Annotated in this window: 14 protein-coding genes; 7 read left to right on the top strand and 7 right to left on the bottom strand. The window is 67.2% G+C overall.

Annotated features, from left to right (window positions below):
* Window positions 1-48 precede the first annotated feature (48 nt).
* On the bottom strand, window positions 49-1,254 hold the full coding sequence (locus ACJ7IV_RS01475; protein WP_483865484.1) for an ABC transporter substrate-binding protein: 1,206 nt from the start codon (window positions 1,252-1,254) through the stop codon (window positions 49-51).
* Window positions 1,255-1,421: 167 nt separating this feature from the next.
* On the opposite strand from ACJ7IV_RS01475, the gene ACJ7IV_RS01470 reads away from it, so the two are divergent.
* The 4 genes from ACJ7IV_RS01470 (at window position 1,422) to ACJ7IV_RS01455 (ending at window position 5,260) form a co-directional block, all read left to right on the top strand.
* Complete coding sequence (locus ACJ7IV_RS01470) at window positions 1,422-2,195, top strand: dienelactone hydrolase family protein (protein ID WP_483865483.1); 774 nt, start codon at window positions 1,422-1,424, stop codon at window positions 2,193-2,195.
* Between the two features lie 179 nt (window positions 2,196-2,374).
* On the top strand, window positions 2,375-3,631 hold the full coding sequence (locus tag ACJ7IV_RS01465) for a dicarboxylate/amino acid:cation symporter (RefSeq protein ID WP_483865482.1): 1,257 nt from the start codon (window positions 2,375-2,377) through the stop codon (window positions 3,629-3,631).
* Window positions 3,632-3,711: 80 nt separating this feature from the next.
* Window positions 3,712-4,764: a C45 family autoproteolytic acyltransferase/hydrolase gene (locus tag ACJ7IV_RS01460; RefSeq protein WP_483865481.1), complete on the top strand. Its 1,053-nt coding sequence runs from the start codon at window positions 3,712-3,714 to the stop codon at window positions 4,762-4,764.
* Window positions 4,765-4,882: 118 nt separating this feature from the next.
* On the top strand, window positions 4,883-5,260 hold the full coding sequence (locus tag ACJ7IV_RS01455; protein ID WP_483865480.1) for a DUF6746 family protein: 378 nt from the start codon (window positions 4,883-4,885) through the stop codon (window positions 5,258-5,260).
* A gap of 107 nt (window positions 5,261-5,367) precedes the next feature.
* Here the strand turns inward: ACJ7IV_RS01455 and ACJ7IV_RS01450 are convergent, their stop codons facing one another.
* The 3 genes from ACJ7IV_RS01450 to ACJ7IV_RS01440 form a co-directional block, all read right to left on the bottom strand.
* Complete coding sequence (locus tag ACJ7IV_RS01450) at window positions 5,368-5,955, bottom strand: DUF4202 domain-containing protein (RefSeq protein ID WP_282041047.1); 588 nt, start codon at window positions 5,953-5,955, stop codon at window positions 5,368-5,370.
* A gap of 97 nt (window positions 5,956-6,052) precedes the next feature.
* Window positions 6,053-6,616, bottom strand: coding sequence for a hypothetical protein (locus tag ACJ7IV_RS01445; RefSeq protein ID WP_232913241.1), 564 nt, complete (start codon window positions 6,614-6,616; stop codon window positions 6,053-6,055).
* A gap of 115 nt (window positions 6,617-6,731) precedes the next feature.
* Window positions 6,732-7,799, bottom strand: a complete 1,068-nt coding sequence (locus tag ACJ7IV_RS01440; protein WP_483865479.1) for a helix-hairpin-helix domain-containing protein — start codon at window positions 7,797-7,799, stop codon at window positions 6,732-6,734.
* 153 nt (window positions 7,800-7,952) lie between these two features.
* Between ACJ7IV_RS01440 and ACJ7IV_RS01435 the strand changes: the two genes are divergently transcribed.
* Window positions 7,953-9,500 (top strand): alkaline phosphatase D family protein, encoded by a 1,548-nt coding sequence (locus tag ACJ7IV_RS01435; protein ID WP_483865478.1) that lies wholly within the window; start codon window positions 7,953-7,955, stop codon window positions 9,498-9,500.
* Window positions 9,501-9,557: 57 nt separating this feature from the next.
* Here ACJ7IV_RS01435 and ACJ7IV_RS01430 read toward each other — a convergent pair whose 3' ends face one another.
* Both ACJ7IV_RS01430 and ACJ7IV_RS01425 read right to left on the bottom strand, forming a co-directional pair.
* A complete protein-coding gene (locus ACJ7IV_RS01430; RefSeq protein ID WP_483865477.1) occupies window positions 9,558-10,031 on the bottom strand; it encodes a DUF3592 domain-containing protein in 474 nt (157 codons plus the stop codon).
* A 107-nt stretch (window positions 10,032-10,138) separates the two neighbouring features.
* Window positions 10,139-11,227, bottom strand: coding sequence for a DUF2235 domain-containing protein (locus tag ACJ7IV_RS01425; RefSeq protein WP_483865476.1), 1,089 nt, complete (start codon window positions 11,225-11,227; stop codon window positions 10,139-10,141).
* Window positions 11,228-11,393: 166 nt separating this feature from the next.
* Here ACJ7IV_RS01425 and ACJ7IV_RS01420 point away from each other — a divergent pair, with 166 nt between their 5' ends.
* On the top strand, window positions 11,394-11,711 hold the full coding sequence (locus tag ACJ7IV_RS01420; RefSeq protein ID WP_213311129.1) for an antibiotic biosynthesis monooxygenase: 318 nt from the start codon (window positions 11,394-11,396) through the stop codon (window positions 11,709-11,711).
* Between the two features lie 168 nt (window positions 11,712-11,879).
* Entirely contained in the window at window positions 11,880-13,148 is a 1,269-nt protein-coding gene (locus tag ACJ7IV_RS01415) for a ferredoxin reductase family protein (protein ID WP_483865475.1), read from the top strand.
* Window positions 13,149-13,209: 61 nt separating this feature from the next.
* Here ACJ7IV_RS01415 and ACJ7IV_RS01410 read toward each other — a convergent pair whose 3' ends face one another.
* Window positions 13,210-14,430 (bottom strand): YbfB/YjiJ family MFS transporter, encoded by a 1,221-nt coding sequence (locus ACJ7IV_RS01410; protein ID WP_483865474.1) that lies wholly within the window; start codon window positions 14,428-14,430, stop codon window positions 13,210-13,212.
* Window positions 14,431-14,507 lie beyond the last annotated feature (77 nt).

The following is a 14,507-nucleotide window of genomic DNA, read 5'->3' as shown; positions in this document are numbered from 1 at the left end:
TTTCCCGCCGAGGCCGAAGCGTTTCAGAGCATTGAGAGGTGGGTGAGTTTACTCGTCCAGGAAGCCCTTGCTGACGAACTCGCCGCCCTCGACCGCCATCTCCTCGACGATACCCGGGACGTCGCCCTTGTCGTCGAACTCGTGGCTGCCGGAGGCGCCCTCGTAGTTGATCTCCTCGCCGGCGGCGATCAGCTCCAGAGCCTTCTCCCACTCGCCAGGCAGGATCACCTCACCCGGGGCGGAGGAGACACTGCGCAGCGCCGCGGAGAGCCCCTCGCGCTCGGCGCTGCCGTTCTGCTCGATGGCCAGCGCCAGCAGGAAGGCGGCGTCGTAACCCTGCCCTGCGAACACCGCCTCGTGGGAGATGCCCCCCGCCTCGGCCAGCTCGACGAAGCGTTCGGTGCCGGGGCTGTCCGGGTTGCCCGGGCGCGTGGCGATGAAGCTGTCGTTGAGCACCTCTTCACCCACGCCATCGAGCAGCCCCGAGATCACCATGCCGTCGGCACCGATGTAGCGGGTGAACATGCCGCTCTCGTAGGCCTGGCGCACCACGGTCTGGCCGGAGGTATCGCCATAGGCCAGTACCACCAGGTCGGGCACGCCGGTCGCCGAGAGGGTGCCCAGCTCGGAACGGTAGTCGGCGCGGTTGTCCTCGTGGGCCAGGTTCTCGGCCACCGTGCCGCCCTCGGCCTCGTAGGTGGCCACGAAGGCATCGGCCAGGCCACGACCGTAGTCGTTGTTCACGTAGGTGACTGCCACCTCCTCGATGCCCTTCTCCAGCAGCATCTTGGCCAGGGCCTCGCCCTGGAAGGCATCGGAGGGCACGGTGCGGTACACCAGGTCATTGTCGTCCAGTTCGCTCACCGCCGGAGCCGTGGAGGCCGGAGAGACCATCACCACGCCCCCCGGAATGGCGGCGTTGTTGGCCGCGGCGATGGTGGCGCCGGTGCACAGCGCACCGACGATCGCCGTGACCTCCTCGCTGTTGACCAGGCGGTCGGCCGCGTTGGAGGCCGCCGAGGCGTCGGAACAGGTGGTATCGCCGCTGGGCATGGTAATCTGCTCGCCGCCCAGCACGCCGCCCTGCTCGTTGACATGCTGCATCGCCAGCTGCGCCGCATCATAGACCGGTGGGGTCAGGGTCTCGATCGGGCCGGTGAAGCCGCCCAGGAAGCCGATCTTCACCTCGGCCTGGGCAGCGCCCATGGCCAGGGTGGAGGCGGCTACCGCCATCGCTACTAGACTCTTCTTCATATTGTTCGTCTCGCTTGGTTTGCAGGGATGACACACCCCCTAAATCTGGAAGGGCAAAGGAAAAAACTCAAGTCGACTTCGCCAACGCTTGCACAATCGCGAGCCCCCGGTCAGGCCAGGCCGCCTATACTGAGCCGGGCAACCCCAGCCACGGGAGGTTTCCCCCAATGACAACGCACTATCCCCTGACTCCCACTGCCCTCGTCCTGGCACTCGCCGCCGGCGGCGCCCACGCCTTCGAACCCGCCGGTGAGGAGATCGCCTACGAGGTCGACGGCGAAACCTTCGAGGGCTACCTCTCCCGAGCCGAGGGCGAAGCCCGCGGCAGCGTGCTGATCATCCATGACTGGGACGGCCTGGATGACTACGAGCGCCGCCGCGCCGACATGCTCGCAGACCTGGGCTACGACGCCTTCGCCGCCGACCTCTACGGCCAGGGCAATCGTCCGGCCGAGACCGAGGCCAAGAAGGCCGAGACCGCCCGCCTCTACGAGGATCGCGAGCGCATACGTTCCCTCACCCTGGCCGGCCTGGAAGAGGCCCGCGCCCAGGGCGCCGCGAGTAATGCGGTAATCATGGGTTACTGCTTCGGCGGTGCAGTAGTGCTGGAGATGGCCCGCTCCGGCGCGGCCGACGACGTGCACGGCTTCGCCAGCTTCCACGGCGGCCTGGCCACCCCCGAGGGGCAGAGCTGGTCCGAAGACGCCGGCCCCCTCCTGATCGCCCACGGCGGGGCCGACGCTTCGATCTCCCTGGACGATGTCGCCACCCTGGGCAAGGAGCTCGAGAGCGCCGGTACCACCTACCAGATCGAGGTCTACTCCGGCGCGCCCCACGCCTTCACCGTGTTCGGCAGCGACGCCTACCAGCAGCGTGCCGATGAGCGCTCCTGGAGCGCCTTCCAGGACCTGCTCGACGAGGCGCTGACGCCCTCGTCCTGATCCGGCATCTTCCGGAGCCGGCCCTCTCTCTTCCCCCTACGCACCAAACCTGAAATGCCTCCCCGCGAACCGCGCGGGGAGGCATTTTTTCGGGAATGGCAAAGTTTCTTTCTGTAGAATCGCCGCCCTGCGCAATAAACCCACCATAAAATCGCACTTATGCAGCAAGGAGCCATGTTATGACCCAGCCTCCGCAAAGCACCGAGGGCAACCTCTGGCGCCGCATTCCGCTATGGCAGAAGATCCTGGCCGGCCTGATTCTCGGTGTGCTGGCCGGCGCCCTGATGGGCGAGAGCGCCAGCATCTTCAAGCCCGTCGGCGATATCTTCATCAGCGCCATCAAGATGCTGATCGTGCCGCTGGTGTTCTCGACCCTGGTGGTCGGCATCACTGCCATGCGCGACCCGCAGAAGATGGGCCGCATCGGCGCGCGCACCATCGGCCTCTACCTGATCACTACCGCCTTCGCCATCAGCATCGGCCTGCTCGCCTCTTGGATCTTCCAGCCGGGTGTGGGCCTGGAGATGAGCTTCGAGTCCGGCGTCGAGGCCAAGGAGGCCCCCAGCCTGATCGACATCATCGTCGGCCTGGTGCCCCAGAACCCCGTCGACGCCCTGGCCAGCGGCAATATCCTGCAGATCATCGTCTTCGCCATCGGCCTGGGCATCTCGCTGACCCTGATCGGCGAGAAGGGTGAACCGGTGGTACGCGTGTTCGAGAGCTTCGCCGAGGCGATGTACAAGCTCACCGGCATCGTCATGGCCTTCGCCCCGTTCGGCGTATTTGGCCTGATCGCCCATGTCGCCGGCAGCTACGGCCTCGAGGTGCTGTTGCCGCTGGCCAAGGTGATCGGTGTCGCCTACCTCGCCAGCATCCTGCATGTGCTGGTGGTCTACTCCGGCATGCTCGCGCTGATCGGCAAGCTCAACCCGCTGCGCTACCTGCAGGGCATCCTCGACGCTCTCGTCGTGGCCTACTCCTCCGCCTCCTCCTCGGGCACCCTGCCGGTCTCCATCCGCTGCGCCCAGAATAACCTCGGCGTCTCGGAGGGCGTCTCCGGCTTCGTGCTGCCGGTGGGTGCCACCATCAACATGGACGGCACCGCCATCTACCAGGGCGTGGTTGCGGTATTCATCGCCCAGCTGCTCGGCGTCGACCTCAGCCTGATGGACTACGGCATGATCATTGTCACCGGCACCCTGGCCTCCATCGGCACCGCCGGCGTGCCCGGCGCCGGCCTGGTGATGCTCTCCATCGTCATGGCCCAGATCGGCCTGCCGCTGGAGGCGATCGCCGTCATCGCCGGCATCGACCGCATCCTCGACATGGCCCGCACCAGCGTGAACGTCGCCGGCGACCTGATGGTCACTACCCTGGTCGGCAAGAGCGAAGGCGAGCTCGACGAGAGCATCTACAACGCCCCGCACAAGAGCTGACACGCCGGGGCCGGCGCCCTGCCGGCCCCACACTGCCTGCGTGCTAGAGTGATCCGAAAGGTCACCACACGGAGGTCACCATGCAACTGACTTATCTCACCGGCAGCCGGCGCGACATCGGCCTGGGGCACGGCCGTGCCCATGCCGCTTCGATCCGCGCCAGCATCGCCGTCTACGACCGCCTCTTCCAGGACTTCGTCGGCCTCGACTGGGGCCAGGCTCGCCGTGAGGCCGAGCGCTTCGGCGCCATGATCGAGGAGCGCTTTCCCGACATCCTCGAGGAGATGGCCGGCATCGCCGAGGGTGCCGAGGTCGACACCGCCGACATCCTCACCCTCAACTGCCGCAGCGAGATCTCGCTGACCCAGGCCAGCGGCGGCTGTTCCGCCTTCGCCCTGCAGCGCGGGGGGAGCCAGTGGCTGGCCCAGAACTGGGACTGGCGTGCCGACCAGCTCGACAACGTGGTGGCACTGCACATCGCGGGCGATGACAGCGCCCCGCTGGTCAGCATCGGCGAGGCGGGCATGGTGGCCAAGATCGGCATGAACGCCCACGGCATCGGCGTCTGCCTCAACGCCATCCGCTCGCAAACCTGCGGCGAGGGGCTGCCGATCCACGTCGCACTGCGCCGGACCCTCGAGAGCCCCGACATGGCCGGCGCCCTGGCGGTAGCGGAGCAGAACCGCGTCTGCTCGCCGGCACACTTCCTGGTCGCGAGTGCGGATGGCCAGGCCATGGGCCTGGAGGTACACCCAGGCGAGCCCGGCGTGCTCACGCCTCGGGGCGGCGCGGTGACCCACACCAACCACCTCTACGACGCCGCCGTAACCTGCCAGGTGGAGGACTTTCCTCGTCCCGACTCCCGCCCGCGCCTGGCCAGGCTCGACGCCCTGCTCGGCAAGTTCCCGAAGGACGCCCCGGTGGACGAGGCGCGGCTGTTCGAGATCCTCGGCGACCACGACGGCCACCCGCTGTCAATCTGTCGTCACTTCAATCCCGACCAGCCCGCCGAGGAGCGCATGGAGACACTGTTCGGCGTGGTGATGAACCTCTCCGAACGGCGCCTGACCCTCCGCCATGGCAAGCCCTGTGAAGCCGAAGACAGCCTGGTCCTGACGCTGCCGGCGGGCTGATACGAACTGTGACGGAGGTCAAATAACTCTCAAGCGCAAACAATAATACTTGTCATTAACAAGTCCGGGCGCTAGAGTTCTCGCTGTAAATGATTCTCATCGACAGCGAGGACATCATATGAAGAAGCTGCTGTTCACCGCCATGTGCTTCGGCCTGCTGGGCTCCACCGCCGCCAACGCCGACGACCATGAGCGGGCCGACCACTTCGAGGGCGAGAGCGCCGAGAGCCTGGAACAGGCGGTCAGCCACTTCACCGAGACCAACCGCCAGCTCGCCGAGTTGCTGGCCAAGGACGAGCTCAGCAACGCCGACCTCGGTACCATCCACGAGCTCACCTACACCCTCGAGAATGCTCTGGCGAAGATCGACGAGGAGCTCGACACCATGGCCGTGGACCTCGAGGAGGTGCACCAGGGCTCCGAGACCCTGGAGCAAGAGCGCGTGCGCACCCATGGCGCCGCCTACCTCGAGGCCGCCCAGACCCTGGCCGAGTAACGCCTCGCCAAGAGATCGGCCCACAATTCCCGGCCCCGAACGCACGACGGGCGAGCCATCCTCTATGGCTCGCCCGTCGTCGTATCGGCTGACCGGTCACGGCATGGCTATCCCGCCAGCGCCTCCTCCACCAGGGCCCGGGCCTGGTCGGTCATCGGCAGTGCCAGCGCCAGCTCGTGGGCCCGCGGCGACATCTTCTTCCAGGTCATCTGCACGATGCGGATCAGATGGTCATGGTCGATCTGCCTGGAGAAGTCGGCAAAGTAGTTCTCCAGAAACACCAGACAGGCGCAATCCTCCACCGCCTGGGTGCCTGCCTCTCGCCCTAACCCCTGCTTGCGGATCATCCGCGATACCGCTTCGGCGTCCTCGTCGTCATAGCCCGCCTCGCGCATCAGCCTTGCAGTGGTCTCGCCGGCGCGCTGCCCCTGGTCGCGCCGCCAGGTCAGGTAGCCCACCCGGCCCTCGGGATACTCGCTGCGCGACAGCTCCCAGCGCTGCAGGTGCTGGCCACGCACCGCCAGCTGGACCAGCTCATCAGGGTGCTCGTGCAGCCGCTCCAGCCAGGCGCTCATGCGCCCGGCATGCCACAGCTCATGAGGTACGCTCTCGCCCTCCACGCTGGCATGGCGCGGATCCTGGGCATGCAGCGCATCCAGCGCGGCCAGGGTCCGCTCGAAAGGGGAAAGGGGCATCGCTCAAGACTCCTTGCTGATCAGACAGAACGGCCCGACAGCCACCATGCCACCGGGCCGAGATATCAACCTGTTCTGAAGCAAAACCCCATACAGGTCAACCTTCCGAGTCACCCTCCTGCTCGGCGGGAGCCGTTCCCCAGTCGTCCGGGACATCGGCACCCTCGAGCCCCTCGAAGCGATCGGTCACATAGGCGCTGTGACACGCCACGCAGGACTCGGTCATCTGCGCATACAGCTCCACCTGTCGCGCGGTGTCCTCGGCATCGCCGGCCTCGGCCAGGGACGCCGAGAGTTCGTGCAGATAGCCATCCATCTCCAGGAACTCCGCCGGCACAGCGTTCTTCAGGTCCTGGCGGTCCTCGTCGGTCAGCGATTGCGAGAGGATGAAACTGTCGTGGATCGCCTGCCCCTTCTCGGCCACCACGTCGTGGCGCCCCTGAATGATGGCGCTGTAGACCTCGTGCATGGCCAGCTCGACCTGGATCATCTCCTTCTTGAGCAACCCCTGCAGCTTGGGGGTCAGGTTGGGCCTGACCGGCTCCGCCGCGAGACTCGCGGCACTCAGCCCAAGCCCTGCCGCCACCCCGGCAACAATGATCGCGGTCCGGCCACGACGGCAGCAGTGGATAAGTGGGCGTTTCGACATGGCATATGACATGGTCGGCCTCCTGCGGTTGGGTAAATATGGATTTACGGCACTCCTTCCCGGTCAGGATAGACGTTGCCACGGGAGAGCGAGCCGAGACAGATCAAACTACGCCCGAACGGTGGTATCAGCCGCCACACAGCAGGCCGCTGCCGCGGATCGCTTCCAGACGCCCCTCGCCGATGCCGGAGATACGCGTCAGCTCGCCCGGTGCCCGCCACGGCCGGCCCGAGATGATGGCCTCGGCGCGTGCCGGCCCTACGTGGGGCAGCTCGGCCAGGCGGTCGGCGCCGCTGGCGTTGAGGTCGATGCAACCCGGACCACCCCGGCTGGCCATCAGCTCACCCCCATCGGCAGCCCGGCGCTCCAGCGTCGCCCCGTTCAGCGCCACATATACCGGCACATGGTCCGATACGCGCGCGCGGGCCTCCTGGTGGGCCATCGGCAGCAGTTCGGGGAAGCGCAGCATGCCCTGTTCATCCGGCGCGAGGCGCTCGGCGTCGTACCACAGGTTGTCGTAGAGGTTGGCGTAACGGCCCGCCGTGGTCGCCAGGGTGGAGGCACCCTCGGTCACCGCCGGCACCGCGCCTCGCTCGCGCAGGGGCGCCCAGCCGGCATGGTGCGGTGCCAGGTTGAAGTCGCCCATCAGCAGGCGCGGGGTATCGGCATGCACCTCGCCGAGCCACTGCCAGTAGTCGGCCAGGGCCGCAATTTCCGGCAGGCGGTCGCCGACGCTATCGCCATAGACCACATGCACCGTGGCCGCGGTGAAGAGCGTATCGTTCTCCACATCGCGGAAGCGCGCCGAGTAGGGCTCGCGGGAGAAGACGTCGCCGTGGTCGATGAATACCACCGCGCCATCCTCGTAGGCCACCTCGCTCTCGCGCCACAGGAAGCCGTAGTGCTCCTCGTAGGAGCTGCGCCCCAGGGCATGGCTGGCCATGGAGGACCACGCCTCGCCGGAGAGCGCCTCCAGCTCCCGCTCCAGCGCCTCGAGGGCCGCCGGGTCCATCAGCTCCTGGATCGCCAGCAGGTCGAAGTGGTCGGCCACATGGGCCACCTGCCCCACCGCCTTGTCGTTGTTCCACCCCAGGTGCTTGATGTTCCAGCTGCCCACGATGACATCCCCATGGGCCGCCAGGGGAGCGAGGGCCAGCAGCCCGACCAGCAGCCCGGCCAGCAGAGAGCGGCTCATGAATCCTCCACGCAAAAGGCCGCCATGCTGCCGGCTCCGCGCAGAATCATCAATGGCTTAAAAAGGAAACAGGCATGTCATCGCGCCGACAAGGGGCTGTCATCACGACACATGATGATGCAGTAGCTGTACTCACCCCTTTCGGAGGTTCTCATGCGCTTCACTCGTCGCGACACCCTCAAGCTCGGCCTCAAGGGGGGTGCTGCCCTCGGCGCCTGCCTGGCCGCCCCCTCCATCGTGCTGGCCCAGGGCCGCCGCCCGATGCTGCCCTACGGTGTGATGAGCGGCGACATGCTGCACGACCGCGCCATGCTCTGGGCGCGTGCCGACCGCCCCTCGCGCATGCTGGTGGAGGTCGCCGACAACCCGGAATTCCGCGGCGCCCGCCAGCTGGCCGGCCCCGAGGTGCTGCCCAACACCGACCTTACCGCCAAGCTCGACGTCACCGGCCTGGCCGACATGGAGACCGCCCACTACCGGGTGCGCTTCGCTGCCCTGGACGACCATCGCGCCATCAGCGAGCCGGTAGTCGGCCAGCTACGCCTGCCGCCCAGCACCCGCCGCGACGTGCGCTTCGTGTGGTCAGGGGATACCGCCGGCCAGGGCTGGGGCATCGACGAGTCGCGCGGCGGCATGACCACCTACGCCACCATGCGCCGCCAGCGCCCCGACTTCTTCATCCACTCCGGCGATACCGTCTACTCCGATGGCCCCCTCAAGGAGAGCGTAACGCTGGACAATGGCGAAATCTGGCGCAACCTGGTGACGCCCGAGAAAAGCAAGGTAGCGGAAACCCTGCAGGAATTCCGCGGCCAGTTCGCCTACAACCTGATGGATGCCAACGTGCGGCAGTTCAATGCTGAGGTGCCCATGCTCGCCCAGTGGGACGACCATGAGACGGTCAACAACTGGTACCCCGGCGAACTCCTGGACGATGCTCGCTACACCGAGAAGAACGCCAGCCTGCTGGCGGCGCGCGCGCGGCGCGCCTTCCTCGAATACATGCCGCTACGCCAGCGGCCCGAGGCCCCCGGCCGCATCCACCGTCGCTTCGCCTACGGGCCCAGCCTCGAGGTGTTCATGCTGGACATGCGCAGCTACCGCGCCGCCAATAGCCGTAACCAGCAGACCGGCGGAGACGATGCCACCTTTCTCGGGCAGGACCAGCTGCGCTGGCTGCTTGACGGCCTGCGTCGCTCCACCGCTACCTGGAAGATCATCGCCTCGGACATGCCGATCGGGCTGATTGTGCGCGACGGCGAACACTTCGAGGCCATCGCCAACGACCATCACGGTGAGCCGCTGGGGCGCGAACTGGAGATTGCCGACCTGCTGCGCGCCATCCGCGACGAGGCCATTCACAACGTGGTGTGGCTCACCGCCGATGTGCACTACACCGCCGCCCACCACTACTCGCCCGAGCGCGCCAGCTTCAAGGAGTTCGCGCCCTTCTGGGAGTTTGTCAGCGGTCCGCTGCACGCCGGTACCTTCGGCCCCGGTGAGCTGGACGGCACCTTCGGCCCCGAGGTGGTGTTCCAGAAGGCGCCGCCGGAGGGGCAGTCCAACCTGCCGCCCTCCGACGGCTACCAGTTCTTCGGCCAGGTGGATCTCGATGGCGAGAGCGAGACCCTCACCGTTACCCTGATGGACGCAGCCGGCAATGCCCTACACACCCAGGCACTGGAGCCCCAGCGCACCTGAGAAGCCGGGCTGACCGCCACCCGCAGCACCGCGGCTCTCGAGAGCCGCGGTGCGTTCTTATAGAGAACCACGCAAGTAAATGAACAGGGCAAACCCCGCCACCGCCAACAGGAAAAACGCCAGTCCGATGCGCCGGGTGGGGATACGCGACGGACCGAACTGGGCGAGTTTCGGGTCGTCGGGGTCGTAGCGAACCTCCAGCGTTTTGCCGGTGGGGTAGTCCCGCAGCCAGGCCTCGGCCGCCTCACGCTCCGTGAAGGAAGGCGGCGCATCGAAGCGGCGGTTGTCGGTGACGATTGCCTGGCCCGCCACCTCGAAACGAACCTCCACCCGAGCCAGGTAGCGACGCTCCTGTTCGGGCCCCTCGCGATTCTGCACTCGCGACCCAAGCTCGATGACCTCGGTGGCCACCACCTCGGCCGTGGCCCGGGGCCAGGAGCTGACCGCGCGGCGCCGCCATACGCCGTAAGCGGAAAAAGCCGCCCCAAGCAGGGCGGCGATGGCGATCAGCAGGGGAACCTGCGACATCATGGAACATCCTTACCAGTAGCCGAGCAGCTTCCACCATAGACCGCCCACCACGACCCAGACCAGCAGGTTGACCACGCTCATGCTAAACCGGCCCACCCGGCTCGGGCTCATGGCACTTCTTCACCAGAGGCAGGCGGCTCGCACCCTGCCCGCACCAGCGTCACAGGGCGATAGGCGTCCTCCTCACGCCAGCGGCGCCACACGGAAGGGTCGACTGTCACCCCGACGGCCCGGTTGCCCTGGGCATCTTGGTCGTAGAGCCGGAAGTGACGGCCATCACCATCGCGGTCAAGCAGCGCGTGGTAGCGCCGGTAGAGCCCCTTCATGAACTCCGAATACGAATCCCGCAGCAGCGCCCGATGCGCACTGGGCGGCGGCTGATGCGTGTGCAGGGAAAGCCCGGCAGCCACCGCCTGACTGCACAACCAGGCATAGGCCAGGCTGGCCAGCGGGTCGAAGCCACCACCCGCTACCCGATAGCCTCCTCCCACGTTGGCATGGGCGCCGATGAACCAGCGCTGCTCGACCTCCAGCTGCTGCTCCTTCTTCTCGCCACCGCGATGGGTCCACAGCGGCACGGCGTAGGCCTTGCGATGTTCATCCAGTGCCACCGCGTGATAGGCCCGCTCCACGATCGACGACAGCTCGGTATCATGCCAGGCGAACTGCCCGTGCTCCGAGAGGTTGGTACCCGGAATGCCCAGCGCGCCGACGGTATCCCACACGCCGATGAAGTGAACCTTGATCTCCCGGCTGTAGCGCTCGCGAAACGCCCGACACGGTGCATCGTCGGGGGCGATCGTCTTGTTGCGGTAGAGGGCCTCTGCCTCCTTCACCAAGCCGGGAGTGGAGACCCGCAGCAGCCCGCACTTGCGGAGCATCCCCACCAGGCTGCGAGCGGTGTAGGCCCCACGGCTGAAGCCGAAGATGAAGACGTGGGTGTTTTCCACATAGTGGCGCACCAGCCAGTCGTAACCGTTCTGCAGGTTACGGCTCAGCCCGATGCCGAAGGCACCGCCGAGCAGCCGCTCCCACGGCCGAGTCCCGACCCCCGGCTCGTAGAAGAAACGCTGCCGGACAGCGTGGCGATCGTGGTCGTGGATATCGCGGGCCAGGCGGTAGACGTTGGTACGATCCTGGGGGTCGTTCCAGGTACCATCGAACAGGAGGATCAGGCGCTGCGTGGGCTGTGACATGCGTTTTCCCTCCTTGATACCCGGCACGGCCGGTGTCACCGATCACACGTGAACGGCCTGGCTTCAAGATAGGAAAGGGCGTGCAGGCACGCCATACGGGCCACTCTTCACGCCTGGGTTGGCTATCCTCGCACTGAGCGTGCCATGCCACCGGCAGGAGAAAGCCATGAAGTACATCTTCGAAGTGCATATCCGCGACGGCTACACCGCCGAGGACTACGCCGACGCCTGGGTACGCGCCAGCGAGCTGATCCAGCAGGCGCCGGGCGCGCGGGGCACCGAACTGCACCGCAAGATCGATGACCCCACCACCCTGATCGCCATCGCCCACTGGGACAGCAAGGCCAGTCGCGACGCCATGGAGGCCAAGCCGGCGCCCAGGGTAAAGGAGATCATCAAGAGCGCGGCGCCCTTCTGCGAGATCCGCGTGATCGGCGAGTTCGAGGAGCCCGAATGGGTGGTGATGCCGCCCCCGGCAAGGTAATAGGCCATCGCCATGTAACAAGCATCACGCGACGCCCATTTCGTTAGCTGCCTCTGTTTTCTCGCTTCCTGCACCCTTGCTGCACCTTCCCCACAGATAATCCCCGCATAACAGAACACGCCTCCCCCTCCCCGACGTCACCGTGACCGTCATCCAAGGAGGCAAGACATGAAGGTGCTGAAACCCGGGCAGGCCGTGGGCATCACGGTCGCCATCAGTTTCCTGCTGGTGCTGTGGGAAGTCCCCGTATCCACCTGGGCCACGTCGGCCACCCTGAGCCTGGCGGCGGGGATGGCGGCCCTGGCGCTGATGGCCACCTCGGCCATCCTGGCCAGCCGCTGGGCCTGGGTCGAGCGGCTGCTGGGCGGGCTGGATCGGATCTACCTCGCCCATAAGTGGATGGGTGTGTGGGCGCTGGGCCTGGCCTCGTACCACCTGGTGTTCAAGGCCGGTCTCGACGCCTGGGACGTGGCGCCGATCCTCGAGGTCAGCAAGTACTGGACCCGCCTGCTGCGCCAGCTGAGCTTCGTGGCGCTGATGTTCATCATCCTGCTGGCGCTCAACCGCAAGATTCCCTACCACCTGTGGCGGAGCTGGCACAAGCTCTCCGGCCCGCTGTTCGTGGTGGTTATCCTGCACTGGCTGACCTTCGAGTCACCCATCGCCCTGAGCGAGCCCGCCGGCCTCTGGCTGGGGATCCTCTCGGTGCTCGGCGTGGCGGCGGCCGCCTGGAAGCTGCTGCTCTATCCGCGCCTCGCCCGCCATGGCGAATATGAGGTAGTAGAGGTCTCGCCCGGCGCCGGGGCGGTTCGCCTGCGCCTGGCTCCGGTGGGCAGCGGCGTGGCCTTCCAGCCCGGCCAGTTCGGCTTCCTGCGGCTGAAGGAGGAGGGACTGCGCGAGCCGCACCCCTTCACCATCGCCTCGGCCAGCCAGGAGAACGGTGCGGTGGAGTTCTTCATCCGCGGGCTGGGCGACTTCACCCGCAGGCTGGTCAGCGAGAGCCGGGTGGGCATGCGCGCGGATATCTACGCACCCCACGGGCACTTCACGCGGCCCGAGCAGGCCAGCCATGAAGTGTGGGTCGCCGGCGGGGTGGGGATCTCGCCGTTCATCTCCTGGCTGCAGGACCCCGAGGCCGAGTCGCTGGAGCGGGTCACGCTCTTCTACTGCTACACCCCGGGGCGGGAGTTCCCCGGCGTCGAGGCCCTGCAGGCCCAGGCCGACGCCCGCGGCGTGGAGCTGGTGCCGGTACCCGCCGGGCCGAACAGCGCCGCCTTCCGCGAGCGCCTGGCCGAGATCGCCCGCGAGGTGCCGGCCGACAGCGTGGAGATCCGCTTCTGCGGTCCCCAGGGGTTGAAGGAAGCCGTGCGCCAGCAGATGGAGGCGCTGGATATTCCGCGCCGCAACCTGGCCTACGAGTACTTCGATTTTCGCTAGTCTGACCACCGCCCGGGCCTCGCCCGGGCCTCGCCCGGGCCGAGGACGGCGCTGCCGGAGCTCAACCGGTCGGCGCCGCCTTCGCTTCGGCATCCAGCCGCTGGGCGGTCTGGTCCACTCCGCGAAGCCAGATGAGAAGCACCGCCCCCAGGGCGACGAAGCCACCGGCCAGCCACAGGCCGATGTCGTAGTGGCCGCTGGTCTCGGCGAGCATGCCGGTGAGTGCCGGGGCGATGATCTGGGCGGCACCATAGGCCAACGTCATGCGCCCCATCATGCGGGCCGGGCTCTGCGGATAGAGCCGGCCGGCCATGGTCAGCACCAGGCTGACACAACCCAGGAAGGTGCTGCCGTAGAGCACGGCGCTGGCCAGCACGCCGGCCAGGTTGTCGGTGACCGCGGGCAGCACGATTCCCACCACCTGCAGGCCCATGGCGGCAATCAGCGCGCCGAGGTAGCCGATCCAGCGCGCGATCAGGTCCCACAGCATCACCGCGGGCGCGGCCGCCAGGCCCACCAGGGCGAAGGTCCAGTTGCCGGCGCCGGCCAGCAGCGGCTCACGCTCGACGATGGCGACGATGAAGGTGGCGCTGATCACATAGCCGTAGCCGGCGCAGAAGTAGGCGGCCAGCATCAGCCGCATGAAGGTGCGGCTGGGCGGCTGGGCCTGGCGTTGCCCGCCACCGCCACCCTCGAGCGGCTTGGCGGGCCGCGGCAGCCAAGCCCAGGCGGGCACCAGCAATGCCACGGCCAGGGCGGCGAAGCCCCACCACTGGGCCTGCCAGTCGAGGGAGAGACGCAACATCAGCTCCACCGCCAGGGCGGCCAGCAGCATGCCCAGGCCCACCCCGGCGAAGTGGATGCCGAGCTCGCCCCGCTGCCGGTGGCTGATCAGCCAGTGCAGGATCAGTCCGGAGGCGAGCAGCATGGCGCCGCTGCTCGAGAAGCCGGCCACGAAGCGCATCGACGCCCATAGCCAGAAGCTGTCGGCCAGTGCCATGCCGGCGGTGGAGACGAGCGCCAGCACCAGGGTGAGGCGGTAGAGGGTGTCCTTGAGCCGGATGCTGCTGATGGAGGCGGCGGTCAGCGCGCCGAGCATGTAGCCGGCGTAGTTGAGGGCGGCCAGCCAGCCGCCCTGGGCATCGCTCAGCCAGGTCTGCTGCTGCATCAGTGGCAGCAGCGGAGTGTAGGCGAAACGCGCCACGCCCACGCACAGCAACTGGCTGAACAGCCCGGCCAGCAGCACGCGGTAGCGCGGAGAGAGAAGAAAGGGCTTGGCCATGCCTGGCGCTCCGTGGTCCCTGTTATGGTTGTTGTGCCTGCCGTTATCCGCGGTGCGGCAGCGTGCCGGCCTACCAT

The organism is Halomonas sp. C10-5 (assembly GCF_057169305.1).
This window is presented reverse-complemented; position numbering and strand designations above follow the sequence as displayed.

Bases quoted from the DNA above. Each gene is read 5' to 3' on its own strand.
- ACJ7IV_RS01420 (WP_213311129.1), top strand. From the start codon at position 11,394: ATGAAGTACATCTTCGAAGTGCATATCCGCGACGGCTACACCGCCGAG.
- ACJ7IV_RS01470 (WP_483865483.1), top strand. From the start codon at position 1,422: ATGACAACGCACTATCCCCTGACTCCCACTGCCCTCGTCCTGGCACTC.
- ACJ7IV_RS01430 (WP_483865477.1), bottom strand. From the start codon at position 10,031: ATGATGTCGCAGGTTCCCCTGCTGATCGCCATCGCCGCCCTGCTTGGG.
- ACJ7IV_RS01460 (WP_483865481.1), top strand. From the start codon at position 3,712: ATGCAACTGACTTATCTCACCGGCAGCCGGCGCGACATCGGCCTGGGG.
- ACJ7IV_RS01455 (WP_483865480.1), top strand. From the start codon at position 4,883: ATGAAGAAGCTGCTGTTCACCGCCATGTGCTTCGGCCTGCTGGGCTCC.
- ACJ7IV_RS01450 (WP_282041047.1), bottom strand. From the start codon at position 5,955: ATGCCCCTTTCCCCTTTCGAGCGGACCCTGGCCGCGCTGGATGCGCTG.
- ACJ7IV_RS01415 (WP_483865475.1), top strand. From the start codon at position 11,880: ATGAAGGTGCTGAAACCCGGGCAGGCCGTGGGCATCACGGTCGCCATC.
- ACJ7IV_RS01425 (WP_483865476.1), bottom strand. From the start codon at position 11,227: ATGTCACAGCCCACGCAGCGCCTGATCCTCCTGTTCGATGGTACCTGG.
- ACJ7IV_RS01445 (WP_232913241.1), bottom strand. From the start codon at position 6,616: ATGTCATATGCCATGTCGAAACGCCCACTTATCCACTGCTGCCGTCGT.
- ACJ7IV_RS01435 (WP_483865478.1), top strand. From the start codon at position 7,953: ATGCGCTTCACTCGTCGCGACACCCTCAAGCTCGGCCTCAAGGGGGGT.
- ACJ7IV_RS01440 (WP_483865479.1), bottom strand. From the start codon at position 7,799: ATGAGCCGCTCTCTGCTGGCCGGGCTGCTGGTCGGGCTGCTGGCCCTC.
- ACJ7IV_RS01475 (WP_483865484.1), bottom strand. From the start codon at position 1,254: ATGAAGAAGAGTCTAGTAGCGATGGCGGTAGCCGCCTCCACCCTGGCC.
- ACJ7IV_RS01465 (WP_483865482.1), top strand. From the start codon at position 2,375: ATGACCCAGCCTCCGCAAAGCACCGAGGGCAACCTCTGGCGCCGCATT.
- ACJ7IV_RS01410 (WP_483865474.1), bottom strand. From the start codon at position 14,430: ATGGCCAAGCCCTTTCTTCTCTCTCCGCGCTACCGCGTGCTGCTGGCC.